This window comes from Mesorhizobium sp. ES1-3 (assembly GCF_020164795.1).
Taxonomy (GTDB): Bacteria; Pseudomonadota; Alphaproteobacteria; order Rhizobiales; family Rhizobiaceae; genus Mesorhizobium.
In genome coordinates this window covers 211846-228717 of record NZ_JAIUGW010000006.1, presented here as the reverse complement: position 1 = coordinate 228717, position 16872 = coordinate 211846, and the positions used below count along the sequence as shown (strand labels likewise).

16 protein-coding genes are annotated in these 16872 nt (G+C 62.3%); 3 read left to right on the top strand and 13 right to left on the bottom strand.

What is annotated here, in order from left to right; genetic code table 11:
• Positions 1-12 precede the first annotated feature (12 nt).
• The 6 genes from LB536_RS12155 to LB536_RS12130 form a co-directional block, all read right to left on the bottom strand.
• Positions 13-3174 (bottom strand): efflux RND transporter permease subunit, encoded by a 3162-nt coding sequence (locus LB536_RS12155; RefSeq protein WP_140812673.1) that lies wholly within the window; start codon positions 3172-3174, stop codon positions 13-15.
• Positions 3171-4439: an efflux RND transporter periplasmic adaptor subunit gene (locus tag LB536_RS12150; RefSeq protein WP_224592390.1), complete on the bottom strand. Its 1269-nt coding sequence runs from the start codon at positions 4437-4439 to the stop codon at positions 3171-3173. Before LB536_RS12150 ends, LB536_RS12155 begins: the two co-directional genes overlap by 4 nt.
• Positions 4440-4769: 330 nt before the next feature.
• On the bottom strand, positions 4770-5090 hold the full coding sequence (locus LB536_RS12145; protein WP_140812671.1) for an addiction module antidote protein: 321 nt from the start codon (positions 5088-5090) through the stop codon (positions 4770-4772).
• Complete coding sequence (locus LB536_RS12140) at positions 5087-5377, bottom strand: type II toxin-antitoxin system RelE/ParE family toxin (RefSeq protein ID WP_224592386.1); 291 nt, start codon at positions 5375-5377, stop codon at positions 5087-5089. The genes LB536_RS12145 and LB536_RS12140 overlap by 4 nt, the downstream gene beginning before the upstream one ends.
• Before the next feature lie 102 nt (positions 5378-5479).
• Complete coding sequence (locus LB536_RS12135; protein ID WP_224592383.1) at positions 5480-6076, bottom strand: LysE family translocator; 597 nt, start codon at positions 6074-6076, stop codon at positions 5480-5482.
• A 154-nt stretch (positions 6077-6230) separates the two neighbouring features.
• Positions 6231-7178, bottom strand: coding sequence for an acyl-CoA desaturase (locus tag LB536_RS12130; protein WP_224592381.1), 948 nt, complete (start codon positions 7176-7178; stop codon positions 6231-6233).
• A 186-nt stretch (positions 7179-7364) separates the two neighbouring features.
• Between LB536_RS12130 and LB536_RS12125 the strand changes: the two genes are divergently transcribed.
• A complete protein-coding gene (locus tag LB536_RS12125; protein WP_224592378.1) occupies positions 7365-7754 on the top strand; it encodes a metalloregulator ArsR/SmtB family transcription factor in 390 nt (129 codons plus the stop codon).
• Between the two features lie 11 nt (positions 7755-7765).
• Here the strand turns inward: LB536_RS12125 and ilvN are convergent, their stop codons facing one another.
• Together ilvN and LB536_RS12115 are read right to left on the bottom strand one after the other, a co-directional pair.
• Entirely contained in the window at positions 7766-8341 is a 576-nt protein-coding gene (gene ilvN / locus LB536_RS12120; RefSeq protein WP_140758083.1) for an acetolactate synthase small subunit, read from the bottom strand.
• Between the two features lie 78 nt (positions 8342-8419).
• On the bottom strand, positions 8420-10216 hold the full coding sequence (locus tag LB536_RS12115; protein ID WP_263489011.1) for an acetolactate synthase 3 large subunit: 1797 nt from the start codon (positions 10214-10216) through the stop codon (positions 8420-8422).
• A 446-nt stretch (positions 10217-10662) separates the two neighbouring features.
• On the opposite strand from LB536_RS12115, the gene LB536_RS12110 reads away from it, so the two are divergent.
• On the top strand, positions 10663-12471 hold the full coding sequence (locus tag LB536_RS12110; RefSeq protein WP_224592375.1) for an NAD(P)/FAD-dependent oxidoreductase: 1809 nt from the start codon (positions 10663-10665) through the stop codon (positions 12469-12471).
• A gap of 193 nt (positions 12472-12664) precedes the next feature.
• Here the strand turns inward: LB536_RS12110 and LB536_RS12105 are convergent, their stop codons facing one another.
• Together LB536_RS12105 and LB536_RS12100 are read right to left on the bottom strand one after the other, a co-directional pair.
• Positions 12665-13249, bottom strand: coding sequence for an HD domain-containing protein (locus LB536_RS12105; RefSeq protein ID WP_224592373.1), 585 nt, complete (start codon positions 13247-13249; stop codon positions 12665-12667).
• Complete coding sequence (locus LB536_RS12100; RefSeq protein ID WP_224592370.1) at positions 13246-14397, bottom strand: gamma-butyrobetaine dioxygenase; 1152 nt, start codon at positions 14395-14397, stop codon at positions 13246-13248. Before LB536_RS12100 ends, LB536_RS12105 begins: the two co-directional genes overlap by 4 nt.
• 118 nt (positions 14398-14515) lie before the next feature.
• On the opposite strand from LB536_RS12100, the gene LB536_RS12095 reads away from it, so the two are divergent.
• Entirely contained in the window at positions 14516-15403 is an 888-nt protein-coding gene (locus LB536_RS12095; RefSeq protein WP_224592367.1) for a LysR substrate-binding domain-containing protein, read from the top strand.
• Positions 15404-15409: 6 nt separating this feature from the next.
• On the opposite strand, the gene LB536_RS12090 is transcribed toward LB536_RS12095, so the two are convergent.
• From LB536_RS12090 to LB536_RS12080, 3 genes are read right to left on the bottom strand one after another with little or no spacing between them, the layout of a single operon-like run.
• Positions 15410-15940, bottom strand: coding sequence for a GNAT family N-acetyltransferase (locus LB536_RS12090; RefSeq protein WP_224592364.1), 531 nt, complete (start codon positions 15938-15940; stop codon positions 15410-15412).
• Between the two features lie 44 nt (positions 15941-15984).
• Positions 15985-16293: a hypothetical protein gene (locus tag LB536_RS12085; protein WP_224592362.1), complete on the bottom strand. Its 309-nt coding sequence runs from the start codon at positions 16291-16293 to the stop codon at positions 15985-15987.
• Positions 16294-16297: 4 nt separating this feature from the next.
• Positions 16298-16861: a helix-turn-helix domain-containing protein gene (locus LB536_RS12080; RefSeq protein ID WP_224592360.1), complete on the bottom strand. Its 564-nt coding sequence runs from the start codon at positions 16859-16861 to the stop codon at positions 16298-16300.
• Positions 16862-16872 lie beyond the last annotated feature (11 nt).

The following is a 16872-nucleotide window of genomic DNA, read 5'->3' as shown; positions in this document are numbered from 1 at the left end:
TTGCCTGCCCTGCTACTCGGCGGCCGTCTTCTGCGGCTCAGCCGGGATGTCGTCATTGGTGCCGAACAGCGAAGGCTGATCGCCTTCTTCGACCAGATGCATCTCGCCCTTGCGCTTTGGCAAGAGACCGACGAGCCAGCCGGAGAAGTTCTCCATATAGACGTAGATCACCGGCGTCACGAACAGCGTCAGCGCCTGCGAGGCGAGCAGGCCGCCGACGACGGCTACGCCCAGCGGCTGGCGAAGTTCCGCGCTGGCGCCGGTACCGAGCGCGATCGGAAACGTGCCCATCAGTGCCGCCAGCGTCGTCATCATGATCGGCCTGAACCGCATCAGGCAGGCCTTGTGGATGGAGTCCGTGGCCGACATGCCTTCTCGTCGCAGTTCGAGCGCGACGTCGACCATCATGATGCCGTTCTTCTTGACGATGCCGATCAGCATCAGGATGCCGATCACCGCGATGACCGACAGGTCCATGCCGGCGAAGCGCAGCGCCACGAGCGCTCCCAACACCGCCGATGGCAGGCCCGTGAGAATGGTGAGCGGGTGGATGAAGCTCTCATAGAGGATGCCGAGCACGATATAGATGGTCAGGATCGCGCCGCCGATCAGCAGGCCCTGGTTGGCAAGTGAATCCTGGAAGGTCTTGGCCGTGCCGGCAAAAGTGGTCGAGATCGCCTTCGGCATGCCGATCTGCTCTTTGATCGCGTTGATGCGCGTCACGCTGTCGCCGAGCGCCACGCCTTGCGGCAGATTGTAGGAGATCGTCACCGCCGGGAGCTGACCGAGTTGGTTGACGGTCAAAGCTCCAGCCGTGCGATCGACCCGGGCGAAGGCGCCAAGCGGCACCAACCTGCCGCTCGCCGTCCTGACCTGAATGGCCAGCATCCGCTCCGGCGACCATTCGATTTTCGGATCGAGCTCCATGACGACCTCGTAGCTGTCGGCCGAACCGAAGATCGTCGAGACCTGTGCGGTGCCGAAACCGCCATAGAGACTTGAACGCAGCGTATCGGTGTCGATGCCGAGTTGGGCGGCCTTGTCACGGTCGACCACCAGCGTTGCCTGCAGCGCATTGTTCTGCAGATCGCTGGTGACGTCGGTGAAGGTCGCGTGGTCCGCCGCCATGGCGTCGTCCATCTTCTGCGCCCAGATATCGGCCTGCGCCGTATCGAGGCCTTGCACGACAAGCTGATAAGCGCTGGCGGAGGAACGCGAACCGAGCCTGAGGTTCTGCACCGGCTGCATGTAAGTTTCGATACCGGCCACACTGGAAAGCTGCCGCCTCAGATCGGCCTGCACCTTCTCGATGTCGGGGCGCTGGCTCTTATCCTTGAGCTGCACATAGAGACGGCCCTGATTGAGGGCGCTGCCCCCACCGCCGACTGACCAGGCCACATGTGTTACGTATGGGGAATGCGAGAAGACATCGGCAACCTGGCTCTGCAGTTTGACCATGGCGTCGAAGGAAATGTCCTGCCGGGCAATCGTCGTCACCGACACTTGGCCGATATCCTCTTGTGGGAAAAAGCCTTTTGGAGAAATCTGGATCAGCCATACCGACAGTGCAGCCGTTCCGATGAAGACCAGAAACACTAGGAAGGTGTGCCGCAGGCAGAAGGTCAAAATCCAGTCATAGCTACGTGTGAAAAGATCATGCCTGTGGCCACCGCCATGTGCCTCACGGTCGGCTTTGCTGACAGACAGCAGCCGCGAACAAAGCATGGGCGTCAGCGTCAGCGACACGAACATCGACGCCAGGATCGCGACGGTCACCACGACGGCGAATTCGTTGAAGATGCGCCCGATCACACCGCCCATCAGAAGCACGGGAATGAACACAGCCACCAGCGAGATCGAGATCGAGATGATGGTGAAACCGATCTCGCGCGCGCCTTTCAGCGCCGCGTCGAACGCTGACAGCCCATCCTCTTCCATGTGACGGAAGATGTTCTCGAGCATCACGATGGCGTCGTCGACGACGAGCCCCACCGCCAGTGTCAGGCCCATCAATGAGATATTGTCGATGGAAAAGCCGAACAGGAACATCGCGCCGAGCGTTGCGATCAGCGAAATCGGCACCGCCACCGCAGGAATGATCGTCGCGGTGACACGGCGCAGGAACACGAAGATCACCATCACCACCAGCGCGATGGTCAGAAGCAGCGTGAACTGCACGTCGTTGACGGCCTGGCGGATCGATGTCGAGCGGTCGTTGAGAAGCTTGATCGAGGCAGCTGCCGGCATCTGATCCTGGAACGAGGGCAGCATCGCCTTGACCTTGTCGACCACGTCGACCGTGTTGGCGTCGGGCTGGCGCTGGACTGCGAGGATGATGGCGCGGGTGCCATCATACCAGCTCGCCGTCGTGGTGGTCTGAACCGAATCGATGACACGTGTCACCTCCCCCAACCGCACGGGATGGCCGTTCTTGGTGGCGATGATGAGGTTGGAGAAGCCGGCAGCGTTGGTGAGCTGGGTGTTGGCGGTGATGGTGAGCTGCTGCTTGTTGTTCTGCAGCACGCCGAGCGGCGTGTTGCTGTTGGCGGATGCGATCGCCGTCTGCAACTGGTCGATCGAGATGCCGCGCGCCGCCAGCGCGGTCGGATCAATCTGGACACGCACCGCATATTTCTGCTGGCCATAGATCGAAACCTGCGCCACACCATCGATCGTCGAAAGCGAAGGCGAGATGACATTTTCCGCGAAAGCATCGAGATCCGTCAGCGGGACCGTATCGCTGACCAGCGACATCAAAAGGATCGGCGCGTCGGCCGGATTCACCTTGCGGTAGCTGGGCGGGGCCGTCATCTCCGGCGGCAGTTGCCGCTGCGTGCGCGCGATTGCCGCCTGGACGTCGGCCGCGGCCGCGTCGATGTCGCGGTTGAGCACGAACTGGATGGCGATCGAAGTCTGACCGAGCGAGTTGGTGGTCGAAATGGAATCGATGCCGGCGATGGTCGCGAACTGCTTGATCAGCGGCGTCGCCACGGATGTGGCCATGGTTTCCGGCGATGCGCCAGGCAGCTGTGCCGACACGTTGACCACCGGGAACTCCGCGCTCGGCAGTGCCGCCACCGGCAGGAACTTGTAAGCGAAAATACCGCCCAGAATGAGGGCGAACGACATCAGCAGCGTTGCGACGGGCCTGCGAATGCAGAATTCGGAAATCATTGGGCCGCCTCGCCGGCGTTGGTCGCCTCGGCCACCTTGGGCGCGGCATTCGCCGTGGCCTTGCCTTCATGCACCGCCGCACCGTCCTTCAGCCTTGTCTGGCCTTCGGTGACGACCTTCTCACCGCTTTTCAGCCCTTGGCTGATGGCGCTGTTTTGGCCTTCGGTCAGCGCCACCTGGACCGGCCGCATCTCGACGGTGTTGTCGGGCTTGACCACATAGACGAACGACCCCTTCTGGCTGGGCTGGACCGCGACGGTCGGAACCGAGGTCATCCGCGGCATGACGCCGGCGTCGAGCACGACGTTCACATACTGGCCGGGCCATAGCGAAAGATCGGCATTGGGAATGCTTGCCCGTGTGGCGATTGTGCCCGACGCGGTGTCGACGCTGGAATCGACGAAATCGAGCGTGCCCTTGCCGATCGGCGTCGGGTCGCCGCTTTGGGTCAACGTCACGGCGTTCTGCTGTGGATTGGCAAGCGCCTTGTGCAGCAGCGCAAGGTCGCTTTCCGGCAGATTGAAGTTGACCTGCAGCGGGTCCATCTGGGTGATGGTCACCAGCGGCGTCGCCGTGCTGCTGTTGCCATTGCTGACAGTCACGAGGTCGCCGACGGCGACATTCACGGCACCCAGCCTGCCGGCGATCGGCGCGGTGATGGTGGCAAAGCCAAGCTGGACATTGTCCGCGTCGATCGTCGCCTTGTCGGCATCGACGGTCGCCGCCGCCGCCTTCTGCGCGGCAACGGCCTGATCGTAAGTCTGCTGCGTACCGGCCTGTTTGGCGACAAGGTCCTTGGCGCGCTGAAGATCGGAACTCGAACTGGCGAGCAGCGCCTGGTCCTTGGCAAGTGTTGCCTGGTCCTTGGCGAGTTGAGCCTTCAGCGCCCGGTCGTCAAGCGAGAACAGGAGGTCGCCTGCCTTCACCATCTGCCCGTCCTTGACGTCGATCGACACGATCTGGCTGGAGACGCGCGCGTTGATGTTGACCACGGCCGGAGAGGAGACGAAGCCGATGGCATAGCGGCGGATCGGAAAGTCGGCCGTCGTTGCCGTCGCCGAAACGATCGAGGCCGAACGGGCGCCACCGCCGCCACCGGCCTGTTTGCCGCCTGCCGGCTTGTCGGCCGCCGGCTTGTCTGTCGCGGCGACCTGCTTTGCGCCGATGATCTGCCGTGCCTTGTTCGGCGCGTCTGGCGACAGATAGAGCCAGGCCGCGCCGACACATGCGACCGCAAGCAAGGATAGAATGACTTTTCCACGCATCGACAAAAAGACCTCTCCGTCCGACACGCCATAGCCAGGTGGTCGTATTCTAGCGCAATTCACGGCTCATTGCCGCGATTTCGCCGAATAGATAGGACGTGGGTTTGTCCGAAAAGGGCCAAAACACGGCATTACGAAGATTTAATGTGCACTGCACAATAGTTGTGCAGCCGGGCCGATGGGACACATTCAGCGTCGTGAGACGAGATCACGCACTTTCGTCCGGCCTCAACCAGGCCGGCTTTGGGGGCTTTCATGCCGTGAGTTACTTGGCAAGCCATCTCGTCGAAGCCATCGGCGCCACGTTGGTTACGTCGCTTTTATGGCGAGCTAGCCTGCGAGGCGTGCCTCGGCATGATTGTCCTTTGGTACGGCCTCCGCCGTCAATCTGAGCCCGAGTGCCCTCATGACGCCGAGCAGGGTTGAAAGTTTGGGATCGCCCTTGTCGCTTAGAGCCTTGTACAGCGCCTCACGTGTCACGCCAGCGTCTTTGGCAATGGATGTCATGCCCCGAGATCTGGCCACGTTGCCGAGCGCATGGGTGATAAGGGCGGGATCGCCGTCTTCGAAGGCCGCTTCGATATAAGCGAAGATTGCCTCCTCGCTGTCGAGGAATTCTGAAGCGTCCCATTTGGTGGTTTCGATGGTCATTTGACCTCCTTCGCCATGCCGATGGCTTTCTTGATGTCAGCCTTTTGTGATGACTTGTCGCCGCCGCAGAGCAGGATAATGATCGTGTTGCTCGCCTTGACGAAATAGATGCGATAGCCCGGACCATGGTCGACCCGCAATTCGCCGATGCCATCGAAAAACTTGGCATCGCCAAGGTTGCCAAGCTCGACACGATCGATCCGAATCTGAATGCGAGCCTTGGCGCGGACATCCTTGAGGGACTTTAACCAGCCGGCGAATTCAGCTGTTTTCCGGACTTCGATCATGGATCGCTTTGTAATCCATAGTTCACAAATAGTCAAAATAGATGTGAACCAGAGTTTACAGAATGCCCCCGCTTTGTGCGTGCCGCGCCTGAAGGCCTTAACTTACCGCAGCATTGGCCAAAGCGTCGCCGCCAGCAGCACGCCCATGGCTATGTTGAACCATTTCAGCCGCATCGGGTCGGACAGGAAACCGCGTAACGCCGTACCGAATCCCGCCCAGACCGAGACGCTGGGAAGATTGACCACGGTGAAAGCCATGCCAATCAGGACGACGGACAGGAACGGCCGCTCCGGATTGGTGTAGACGGCCATCGCGGTGATCGCCATCACCCAGGCCTTGGGATTGACCCATTGGAAAGCCGCCGCATCGATGAAGCGCATCGGCCGCGCATCCGTCTCACCCTTGCCGCCAAGCGAGCGTGACATCGCGATCTTCCAGGCCAGGTAGAGCAGATAGACGGCGCCGGCTATCTTCAGCCCGGTGTGCAGCGTCGGGAACGCGGTCAGCACCGCGCCAAGCCCGAAGCCGACGGCGAGCAACAGGACGAGAAAACCGATGCTGATGCCGAGCATGTGCGGCACGCTTCTGACCAGTCCGAAATTGACGCCGGAGGCCAGCAGCATGAGGTTGTTCGGCCCCGGCGTGATCGACGTCACGAAGGCATAGACGAGCAGTGCGAGGAATGCATCGAGTGACATCGGGCTCACTAGCGCAATTCCAGGAAAAGTGCGTAGCGGTTTTCCATCCGAAATTGCGTAAAAACAGGAAGGTCAGCAATATTGACTTAGATACCCGAAGCACCTGCCGCAACAGCAATCCGTTGGTCCACTCGCGGCCGCTGGCTGCCCATGATCATGAAGCCGGCAACCGCCTGTCAACGACAGCCATGCCCTGCTCCCTGCCGCGTAGCCGGCGCAACCCCTTCCGCCTTGGCGTATTCTCCGGCAGCTTTACGCCGTGAGCGAGACCGAGGCCGGCAAGAACCCGGATGAAGATCCAGCCAAGGTCGATCTGCCCCCGCTCCAGGCCGAGCCGCGCCGATTCGGGAAAGGCGTGATGATTGCCGTGAAAACTCTCGCCGAACGTGACCAATCCGAACCGTGGCAGATTGTAGCCCTGCACCGCCACGCCATCCACGCACCATCCCTGGTCCCCGCCCCGATGCGCGAAATGGCCGACCAGCCAATGTCCGGTGAGGGATACCGAAACACGCACCGCGATGCCCCAGACGACCCAGCTCCAGCCGCCGACAGCCAAGAACAGAACGGCCCATGGCAGCTGCTGCAGCATCCATGTGCGTTCCAGGAATTTGTAGAACCGGTCATTCCTGATCGACGGCTCGATGACGAAATCGGGCGGATCGCGCAAGACGACCGCGCAATGCATCTGCCAGAAGGCGTCGATGAAAAACGGCCGGCGGTGCGCATGCAGGTCGTGGCAGGCCGCCTGGCGCTGTGCCCAGTCACGGATGTCATGCGCATGGATCATCCCGAAAGGGCCGGCCATGCCGACCAGAACGCCGAGATAGACCAGCGCGTGTTCGATCCAGATATGGACCTTGAAGGAGCGATGGATGAGCAGCCGGTGCATGCCGACCGAATGCCCGGCGCAGATCGTCACCGCGCTCGTGACGACGAACAGGAGAAAGGCGCTCCAGCTGAAGGTAAGCGGTCCGAACACGATGGCGACAACCGTCATCGCGCCGACCCAGATCGACTTGGCCGGCATCCAGACAACCCTGCCATCGCGCGCGTCGCTGTCTTGTCGAGAAATCATTCTGCCCGTGGATATGGTCTTCATCGGGAACCCCTCCTCGCATGAACATTTTCCGAACCACAGCCTTGCCTTTTGGCGTCCCGGCCAGTATTTAGGCAATAAGCTAATCATCTATTATGCCGGATTAGGTATTTAGGCAATAGTCTAAATGACGTTCGGGAAAATACCGGCAGGCGTCTCGACGATGTCTGCGATTACGAGGTGCGCACAGTGGTCGAGAAAGCAGAACAGGAGGCTGAGGCCGGCATCGCCGCCAGCGGGGCGATCCAGCGCGTGTTCGAGGCGCTGTCGTCGGCGCCCCGGCGCAGGATTCTCGCCTACCTCGCCCACTCGTCGCTGACTGCGGGCGAGATCGCGGCGCGCTTCGACATGTCGAAGCCATCGATCTCGCAGCACCTGAACATTCTGGAGACGGCCGGCCTCATCGCCAGGGAGCGTCAGGGACAGTTCATCCACTACTCGCTGGTCGAGAACAATCTGGTGAACACCCTGAACGGCTTCGTTCAGGATGTCTGCCCGGTGTCGCGGCCGCTGAAAAGGGAAAGCAAGGCCCTGGCCAGCGGCAAGGTCGAGGCCCCATCGGCAAAACCCGAGGACTGATCCGTGTCGGCCTACATCCCCTGCGAGCCGCGGTTCATCGCCGCCACGCCGGTGCGGCAGATCTCGACCAGGCCGAGCGGCTTCATGATGGCGATGAATTGGTCGATCTTGGAGCCCTTGCCGGTGATCTCGAAGATGAAATGCTCGGTGTTGGCGTCGATGACACTGGCGCGGAAGGCGTCCGCCAGCCGCAGCGCTTCGACCCGGGCCTCGCCGGTGCCGGCAACCTTGACCAGCGCCAGTTCCCGCTCCAGCGGCCGCTCCTGCCCGAACTCGTGCGAACGCACGGTGAGATCGACGACGCGGTGGACCGGCACGATGCGCTCGAGCTGATGCTTGATCTGTTCCAGCACATGCGGCGTGCCGCGCGTCACGATGGTGATACGCGACAGGTGTTTTTCGTGCTCGGTCTCCGAGACGGTCAGGCTCTCGATGTTGTAGCCGCGCCCCGAAAACAGGCCGATGACCCGGGCAAGCACGCCCGGCTCGTTATCGACCAGCACTGAAAGCGTGTGGTTTTCCGGCCTCTCCGTCTCCTTGGCGATGAAGTAGGCGGACCCGGTGGGTTGAAGGTGCTGTGCGTTCATGACATGAATCTCAAATTCTGGATCTAATTATCTGTTTTCGCACGGCTTCTTTTGACAAGCCCTGCCTCGGCTCGTCGTCTACACCAGTTCCCTGCCCTTGGCGTCGACGGCATTGGCAACCGCCTCGTCGGTCGCCTCGTCGGGCAACAGCATCTCGTTATGCGCCTTGCCCGAAGGGATCATCGGGAAGCAGTTGGCGAGCGTTGCCACGCGGCAGTCGAACAGCACCGGCTTCCTGACCGAAATCATCTCCTTGATCGCGTCGTCCAACTCGTCGGGCTTGTCGCAGCGAATGCCGTGGCCGCCATAGGCCTCGGCCAGCTTGACGAAGTCCGGCATCGCCTCGGTGTAGGAATGCGACAGACGATTGCCGTGCAGCAGTTGCTGCCACTGCCGCACCATGCCCATATACTGGTTGTTGAGAATGAATATCTTGATCGGCGCGTCGTGCTGCACCGCCGCACTCATCTCCTGCATGGTCATCTGCACCGAGGCGTCGCCGGCGATGTCGACGACCAATGCATCGGGATGCGCGATCTGCACGCCGAGCGCGGCCGGCAGGCCGTAGCCCATCGTGCCCAGCCCGCCCGACGTCATCCAGCGGTTCGGCCTCTCGAAATGATAGTGCTGCGCCGCCCACATCTGGTGCTGACCGACCTCGGTGGTGATGTAGGTGTCCATGGTCTTGGTCAGTTCATAGAGCCGCTGGATGGCGTATTGCGGCATGATCACGTCGTTGTTCATCTTGAAGGCGAGTGAATCGCGCGCGCGCCATTTGGCGATCTGCTCCCACCAGGGATAGAGCGCCTTCTTGTCGGTCTTGGCGGTTGCCCGCCACAGCCGCACCATGTCTTCCAGCACCCGGCCGACATCGCCGATGATAGGCACTTCGGTGTGGACGTTCTTGTTGATCGAGGACGCATCGATATCGATATGGATTTTTCGCGAGTTCGGCGAAAACGCATTCAGCCTGCCAGTGATACGGTCGTCGAAGCGCGCGCCGATGCAGATCATCACGTCGCAATCATGCATGGCCATATTGGCCTCGTAGGTGCCGTGCATGCCCAGCATGCCCAACCAGTTCTTGCCCGAGGCGGGGTAGGCGCCGAGACCCATCAGCGTCGAGGTGATCGGGAAACCGGTGAGGTCCACCAGTTCGCGCAGGAGATGGCTCGCTTCCGGGCCGGAATTGATGACACCGCCGCCCGAATAGATGATCGGCTTCCTGGCGGTGGCCATCAGTTCGACCGCCGCCTTGATCTTCTCCAGGTCGCCCTGAACCTTCGGCTGGTAGCTGGTGCGCGGCGCGATCTGCGGCGGGACATAGAAGCCCTTGGCGAACTGCACGTCCTTCGGGATGTCGACCACGACCGGACCGGGACGGCCGGTCGTCGCGACATGGAAGGCCTCGTGGATGGTCGCGGCGAGCTCGTTGACGTCCTTCACCAGCCAGTTGTGCTTGGTGCAGGGGCGCGTGATGCCGACCGTATCGCATTCCTGGAACGCGTCGGAACCGATCAGCGAAGTCGGCACCTGGCCGGTCAGGCAGACCAGCGGGATCGAATCCATCAGCGCGTCCTGCAGCGGTGTCACCGCATTGGTCGCGCCGGGACCCGATGTCACCAGCATGACGCCGGCCTTGCCGGTCGACCGCGCATAGCCCTCGGCTGCGTGGCCGGCGCCCTGCTCGTGCCGCACGAGAATGTGCTCGACCTCGTCCTGCTGGAAAATCTCGTCATAGATCGGAAGAACGGCGCCGCCCGGATAGCCGAAGACATGCTTGACGCCATTATCCTTCAGCGCCTGCACCACCATTTCGGCGCCAGTCATTTCCCTACTTGGCACTTCGCGCCGCTCACTCTGTCCATTGTTCATCGGTCTGGTCCCGTACTGCCGCCATTTGGGCGTTGCTGGTCGTTTAGTCGTGTTTCAGGCAATAAAAAAGGCCCCCGAGGGAGCCTGTGTGTGCGCATGGGAGGTCTTCGCCCGGCGGTTACACCGCCTTGCCCACGCGCCTTCCTACGAGAATGAGTGCCGTTTTCATGGTGGCGGACCATAAAGGCGAACGCGCGGGGTCGTCAATGGGGTACGGCACGAATTCACTCGCCTGTGAGATGGGGTTCCGCCACGCGCTACCATAGTACAGTTGAGCCCGTCCCATCGACGCACCACTATCCCGGGCTGACGACGTGCCTGGGAGGAGACGCGTTGCCGGCGAATGGGAGTCCCTTCCCCAGGTAGGGAGGTCCTGGCCGGCCGCTTGCTGTTCCAGTGGAAGCCTGAACAGGCGTTCTTGGAAACCGACAACCGGAGGAGAAACCATGCTCGAGAGAACACCCACAACGAAGGCACAAGCGCTGCTCGACAAGTTTGGCAAGGCGCTGGAGACCGGCGACATCGACGCGGCCGTCAACTGTTTCCAGGCGGATTGCTACTGGCGCGACCTCGTCACCTTCACCTGGAACCTGAGGACGATGGAGGGCCAGGATCAGGTGCGCGACATGCTGACGGCAACCCTGGCTGGGACCAAGCCGAGCGACTGGAAATTGGCCGAAGGCGAGGAGGCGACCGAGGCGGACGGCGTCACCACCGCCTGGATCACCTTCGAAACCGAAGTGGCGCGCGGCTTCGGCCTGGTACGGTTCAAGGGCGACCTGATCTGGACCTTGCTCACCACCATGGCCGAACTCAAGGGCCATGAGGAAAAGGCGGGGTTCACCCGCCCGCTTGGCGCCAAGCACGGCCACGGCAAGGACAGGAAATCCTGGCGCGAGGAACGTGACGATGAACTCGCCGAACTCGGCCGCAGCAAGCAGCCTTATGTCGTGATCATCGGCGGCGGCCAGGGCGGCATCGCGCTCGGCGCGCGCCTGCGCCAGCTCGGCGTTTCAGCCATCATCATCGAGAAGAACGAGCGCCCCGGCGATTCCTGGCGCAAGCGCTACAAGTCGCTCTGCCTGCACGATCCGGTCTGGTACGACCATCTGCCCTATATCGACTTCCCCAAGAACTGGCCGGTCTTCGCGCCCAAGGACAAGATCGGCGACTGGCTCGAGATGTACACGAAGGTGATGGAGCTGAATTACTGGTCCTCCACCTCGGCGAAATCCGCGAAATACGACGAGAAGGCCAAGGAATGGACCGTCGTGGTCGAACGCGACGGCGAAGAGATCGTGCTCAAGCCCAAGCAGTTGGTGCTGGCCACTGGCATGTCCGGCAAGGCGAACTGGCCCAAATACAAGGGCCAGGACATCTTCAAGGGCGAGCAGCAGCATTCCTCGACCCATCCAGGTCCCGACAAATACCGAGGCAAGAAGGTCGTTGTCATCGGCTCCAACAACTCCGCCCACGACATCTGCGCGGCACTCTGGGAGGGTGGCGCGGACGTCACCATGGTGCAGCGTTCCTCCACGCACATCGTCAGGTCCGACACCCTTATGGATATTGGGCTCGGCGCGCTCTACTCGGAGCAGGCGGTCGAGAACGGCATGACGACGCGCAAAGCCGACATGATCTTCGCCTCCCTGCCCTACCGCATCCTGCACGAATTCCAGATCCCGCTTTACCAGCAGATGAAGGAACGCGACGCCAAGTTCTACGCGGACCTGGAAAAGGCCGGCTTCCTGCTCGACTGGGGCGATGACGGCTCGGGCCTCTTCATGAAATATCTGCGCCGTGGTTCAGGCTACTACATCGATGTCGGCGCCTGCGACCTCGTCATCGACGGTTCGATCAAGCTCAAGAGCGGACCAGGCGCCGCGGTTCAGGAGCTGACGCAAACCGGTGTCAAATTCGCCGATGGAACCGAATTGCCGGCGGATCTCGTCATCTATGCCACCGGCTACGGCTCGATGAACGGCTGGGCGGCGGACCTCATTTCGCAGGAGGTGGCTGACAAGGTCGGCAAGGTCTGGGGTCTTGGCTCCGACACCGCCAAGGATCCCGGCCCCTGGGAAGGCGAGCAACGCAACATGTGGAAGCCGACCCAGCAGGAGGCGCTGTGGTTCCATGGCGGCAACCTCCATCAGTCGCGCCACTATTCGCAATATCTGGCGCTGCAGCTAAAAGCCCGGCAAGCTGGCTTGCCCACACCGGTCTACGGATTGCAGGAGGTCCATCACAAGGCTTAGTCCTGCCTCTTGGGGTTTGAACGAAACCGCGGCGGCGGGACGGCTGGGCCCGCCGCTCGGATGATCGACAACCGGGGCGGAAGCACTTACGTCAGCCAAACGCTCGCCGCAGGTCTCCGGCCGGTATGCGGCCACCGAGCTTTCACCATCGAAGCACGAATACATGGGCTGTCTTCTCTGGTGACTCGTTGCGTCAGGCACGATTGGCGAAGTCGTGCACGACGCGCTGCAGCAACGGCACATAGTCGCGGAACGCCCGCGTTCGCATATTGGCGACCTTGCCGCCCTCGTCCCAGATGCGAACCCGCACCGCATCCTCGTGGAACGGGTTCTTGCGGAACACGGCGACCTCGTCGGCACTCATCGGTCCGCCCTGCAGCGACAAGGTGTGGACCGAAGCCGGCGACAGCCTGGAGAAATAGGTCGGGTCCGTGGCGCAGAGATAGCGTTTGGCGGCGACGTGCAGCCGGACGCATTCGACGATGACAGGCGGGAAGAACGGCGCCAGCACCTCGCCGCCGGCCTCGTCATGGTGCTTGTCCTCGACATCGTCGGGGGAATAGGTGCCGAACTCGCTGGTGTAGTGGCCGATGTCGTGCAGCAGCGCGGCGGCCACCAGCACCTCGGGCGCTCCGTCCTGTTCCGCCAGCCAAGCTCCTTGCAGCATGTGCTCGGACATCGTCACCGGCTCGCCGAGATAGGATTCGGCACCCCGGCGCTCAAAAATGTCGGCGATGAATTCGACGATGGTGTCCGCGTTCAGATCCTGGCCGCTCATTCCGCAGCCTCCTTGAAGCCGTGTTCGATCGCGGCGAGCGTCGACAGCAGGCCGTCCTTGTCCGCGTAGCATCCCTGCAGCCAGCGCTTGCCGGTGCCGGAAAACGCCTTGCGGGCATGCATGACGCGGGTGTTGTCGACGATGAAGGCCTGGCCGGGCTCAAGCTTGAAGGTGACTTCGAAGGACGGATCCTCGATCAGTTCGGCGAAGCGGCGGTAGGCGCCATAGTAGCGATCCATGTCGGCGAACGGCACATCGACGGTCGGCGCCAGCGAGCGGTTGTTGAAGCGGATGCAGATCAATTCGCCATCGGGTCCGAGCTCGATCATCGGCCGTTTGGACTGCAGCCGCACACCGGACGACCCTGCATATTCGAACCGTGCCGCATGGGAGCTCAACAGCCGAAAACCTTCGGGATTTTCCGCCTGCAAGGCGGCCGCCACGGCAAAGCCGTCGACGACGCTGGATTCACCGCCCTTCACCGTGTTCTCGATGCAGGACAGGATCTGCAGCGTCGGTACCGGATCCCGATAGGGATTGTCGGTATGCGCCTGCAGGCCGAGATTGGTGTAGGCGAGGTTGTTCGGATTGACCTCGGCGCGCACTTCGAACCAGCGCCCGTAATTGGTCTCCCTGATGTAGCCGAACAAGTCGGATACCTTGCACAGCGCCCCGGATTCGGCCGGCAGCCCGTCCATCACTGCAAACCCGTAAGTCCTCACCGCCGAAAGCCATTCGCGCAGGACACTGCGGCCATGGAAGGCCGCCGGATAGCTGGCGCGCGGCACCGAGTTCTGCATCGTCGCCTTGGTCCAGCGCTGGATGACATCGCCTGTCCAACCGGGCTGGCGTGTCTCGTCGCGATCATAGGCGTTTGCATCAAGCCATTGGGCGGGAAAGCTGACCGTTTTTCCCTCCGGTTCGAAGCTGATCTCCAGCGCTTCGGCCTTGATCGAAGCAGCGCCAATTCTCGTACCGGCCGGAATGTCGAGGATGGTGACCAAGCGCTGGCCATTGCCGGCGCTGCGCGTCTTGTCGTCGAGCGCATTGTCGCGCAGCCAGATGGCGTGAAAGCGGGTGCGCCTTCCATCCTGCCAGCCAAGTTCGATTGTTCTGCCTTCGTCGCCGATCAGCGCGTGGGTCAACATGGAGATCAGGTCCTGTGTTTATCCGCCCACGGCCAGATCCTGGGCTTCGATTGCATGTTGAGCGCACCGCAGGCATAACTCAAATTATCATTTTTTAGCCAAAGGCCGAATTCTCGTAATGGCTCGGAGATTTATCCCCACGCTGCCTCCACTCGACTGGCTGCGCAGTTTCGAGGCCGCGGCACGGCTGTCGAATTTCACCGCGGCGGCTGCCGAACTCGGCCTGACCCAGGCGGCCGTCAGCCAGCATATCCGGCTGCTCGAGGAACGGCTGAAGACGCGGCTGTTCTCGCGGCTGGCGCGTGGGGTCGCGCTCTCGCCCGAGGGCGCCGCCTACCTGCCGCACATCCAGTCGGCCTTCGCCACCATTGGCAGCAGCACCACGGAATTGTTCGAACCGCGCGCCGTCCGGACCGTCCAGATCCGGGCGCCGATCTCGTTTGCCTTGCTGGCATTGGTTCCGGCGCTGCCCGATCTCGCCGAGGCGCTGCCGCGTATCCAGCTCGATCTGGCGACGATCCACCGCCCGACCGACTACGATCTGCCGGGCTCGGCGCTCGACATTCGTTTCGGCAATGGATCCTTTCCTGGACGCGAGGCCGAGAGGCTGACCGCCGAGCGGCTTGTACCGGTGGCAAGTCCGGCTTTGGCCAAGGCCGCCGACTGGACATCGCTGCCGCTGCTTCTCGTGGCCGGCGCGCGCGAGATGTGGTCGGAATGGTTCGCGGCGGCCGGATTGGCCGGCCATCCCCAGCGGTCTCATCGCTTCGACAGTTTCGTCGCCGCGATGGAGGCGGCGAGCGCCGGTGCCGGCGTGCTTCTGGGGTCGCGCCCGTTGATCGACGCGGCGCTCGACAGTGGGGCGCTGGTCCCGCTTTCCGATTTTGAGCTCCCCAGCACGTCGGGGCATTTTCTGACCAGGCCGTCGACCGCGCATCTGACCAGCGCCGAGCAGGATTTCCGCCACTGGCTGCTGAAGCGCCTTGCCGGAAATGCCCAGACCTGACTGGCGCTACCGCGATGCTGTGCCGATACGCTTCCAGTAGATCAGCGTGCCCGTCAGCCCGCCATGCGGCTTCAGCGCATAACCCGGTACCTCGCCGGCCAGGGTGAAGCCGAGCTTCTCATAAAGTCCTGAAGCACCCTCCTCCGTCCCCGTATCCAGAACCAGCAGCGTGCGCCCCTTCTCCACCGCGAGGCGTTCGGCGGCCCGCATCAGGCGTGTCCCGACACCCTTGCCCCGCTGCTCGACCGATGTCATCAGCTTGGCGATCTCGGCCCGATGCGGCTGATTGGGCGGGCAGTCGAGCAGCAAGGTGACGGTGCCGACCAGAGTCCCACCGTCCGATGCCCCAAGCACCACTCTTTGCCCTCGTGCCGCCGCGGCCAGCGACGTCTCCCAGAATGCCCTTGCCGCCTCCGGCGCCAGCGGATGCATGAAGCTGACCGATCCGCCGGCGGCAACCGTTTCGACCAGCAGATCCGTCAGCAGTGCGAGTGTTTCCTGGCTGGCGGTCAACGGCCCGATTTCTATGGCATTCATATCTGGTCCTCTGGAAACGATTGACGGGATCGACAGCGCTGGCGTCAGTCGAGATGGCGCACACGCCGCCGCTTGCGCGCGGCCTTGATGGCGCTGATGCGTTCGGTGTCCTCTTCCCTGAGATGCCGACCGCGCTCGAGGATTTCGAGCGTGTATTCCTCATAGGTCAGGCCGAGCCGTTCAGCCTTGTCCATGCGCATCAGCATCACTTCGCGGCTCGGCGCCTTCCATGCCTTGGCGTGCGCCGCCTGCCAGGCCAGGAAGATGTAAGGATCGCCCTTGCCCCATGGCGGTCCCTTGTGGTCGTCAAGGGGCGGCCCCCCATTGTGGGAGCGCTTTGGCCGTCTTGCCATGATGTCAGCCCCTGACCAGCGCGACGAGATAGTCGGCGCCCGGCTCCAGCGCATGGAAGGTGCAATCCGACGGCGCCCCAAGTGCCAGGCAGTCGCCGGGCTCGAGCCTGTGCACCTGATCCCCCTCGGTGAATTCGAGTTTTCCCGAAATCAGCCAGATCTGTTGCTTGATGAAGGCGTAGGAAGCCGCCGGCAAGCTGACTTTCGCGCCTGCCGGCAGATGGACCTTGATCAGTTCGAGCGGCATGTCGCAGGCCGGCGACAGATGCCGCCTGACATAGCCCGTATCGGGGTCGCGCCACACCGGCTGGTCGGCCGTGCGCAGCAGCCCGCCGCCTTGCAATTCCGCGCGCGCGATGAGGGTCGAGAGCGTCATGCCGAAGGCCGCCGCAATGCGCACCAGAAGCGCGGCGGTCGGGCTGGTCATGCCGCGCTCGATCGTGCTCAGCATCGCCTTGGAAACGCCGGACCTCTCGGCGAGTTCGGCCAGCGACCAATCCCGCATGATTCTCTCGGCGTGAATGCGCCTGCCGATGGTCGTGGAAATATCGTTCGCTATATCATCCATTCGTCCATTAT

What these genes read in the sequence shown, in the direction of transcription:
- LB536_RS12155 (WP_140812673.1), bottom strand. Translation starts at nt 3,174, where the DNA reads ATGATTTCCGAATTCTGCATTCGCAGGCCCGTCGCAACGCTGCTGATG.
- LB536_RS12150 (WP_224592390.1), bottom strand. Translation starts at nt 4,439, where the DNA reads ATGCGTGGAAAAGTCATTCTATCCTTGCTTGCGGTCGCATGTGTCGGC.
- LB536_RS12145 (WP_140812671.1), bottom strand. Translation starts at nt 5,090, where the DNA reads ATGACCATCGAAACCACCAAATGGGACGCTTCAGAATTCCTCGACAGC.
- LB536_RS12140 (WP_224592386.1), bottom strand. Translation starts at nt 5,377, where the DNA reads ATGATCGAAGTCCGGAAAACAGCTGAATTCGCCGGCTGGTTAAAGTCC.
- LB536_RS12135 (WP_224592383.1), bottom strand. Translation starts at nt 6,076, where the DNA reads ATGTCACTCGATGCATTCCTCGCACTGCTCGTCTATGCCTTCGTGACG.
- LB536_RS12130 (WP_224592381.1), bottom strand. Translation starts at nt 7,178, where the DNA reads ATGAAGACCATATCCACGGGCAGAATGATTTCTCGACAAGACAGCGAC.
- ilvN (WP_140758083.1), bottom strand. Translation starts at nt 8,341, where the DNA reads ATGAACGCACAGCACCTTCAACCCACCGGGTCCGCCTACTTCATCGCC.
- LB536_RS12115 (WP_263489011.1), bottom strand. Translation starts at nt 10,216, where the DNA reads ATGAACAATGGACAGAGTGAGCGGCGCGAAGTGCCAAGTAGGGAAATG.
- LB536_RS12110 (WP_224592375.1), top strand. Translation starts at nt 10,663, where the DNA reads ATGCTCGAGAGAACACCCACAACGAAGGCACAAGCGCTGCTCGACAAG.
- LB536_RS12105 (WP_224592373.1), bottom strand. Translation starts at nt 13,249, where the DNA reads ATGAGCGGCCAGGATCTGAACGCGGACACCATCGTCGAATTCATCGCC.
- LB536_RS12100 (WP_224592370.1), bottom strand. Translation starts at nt 14,397, where the DNA reads ATGTTGACCCACGCGCTGATCGGCGACGAAGGCAGAACAATCGAACTT.
- LB536_RS12095 (WP_224592367.1), top strand. Translation starts at nt 14,516, where the DNA reads ATGGCTCGGAGATTTATCCCCACGCTGCCTCCACTCGACTGGCTGCGC.
- LB536_RS12090 (WP_224592364.1), bottom strand. Translation starts at nt 15,940, where the DNA reads ATGAATGCCATAGAAATCGGGCCGTTGACCGCCAGCCAGGAAACACTC.
- LB536_RS12085 (WP_224592362.1), bottom strand. Translation starts at nt 16,293, where the DNA reads ATGGCAAGACGGCCAAAGCGCTCCCACAATGGGGGGCCGCCCCTTGAC.
- LB536_RS12080 (WP_224592360.1), bottom strand. Translation starts at nt 16,861, where the DNA reads ATGGATGATATAGCGAACGATATTTCCACGACCATCGGCAGGCGCATT.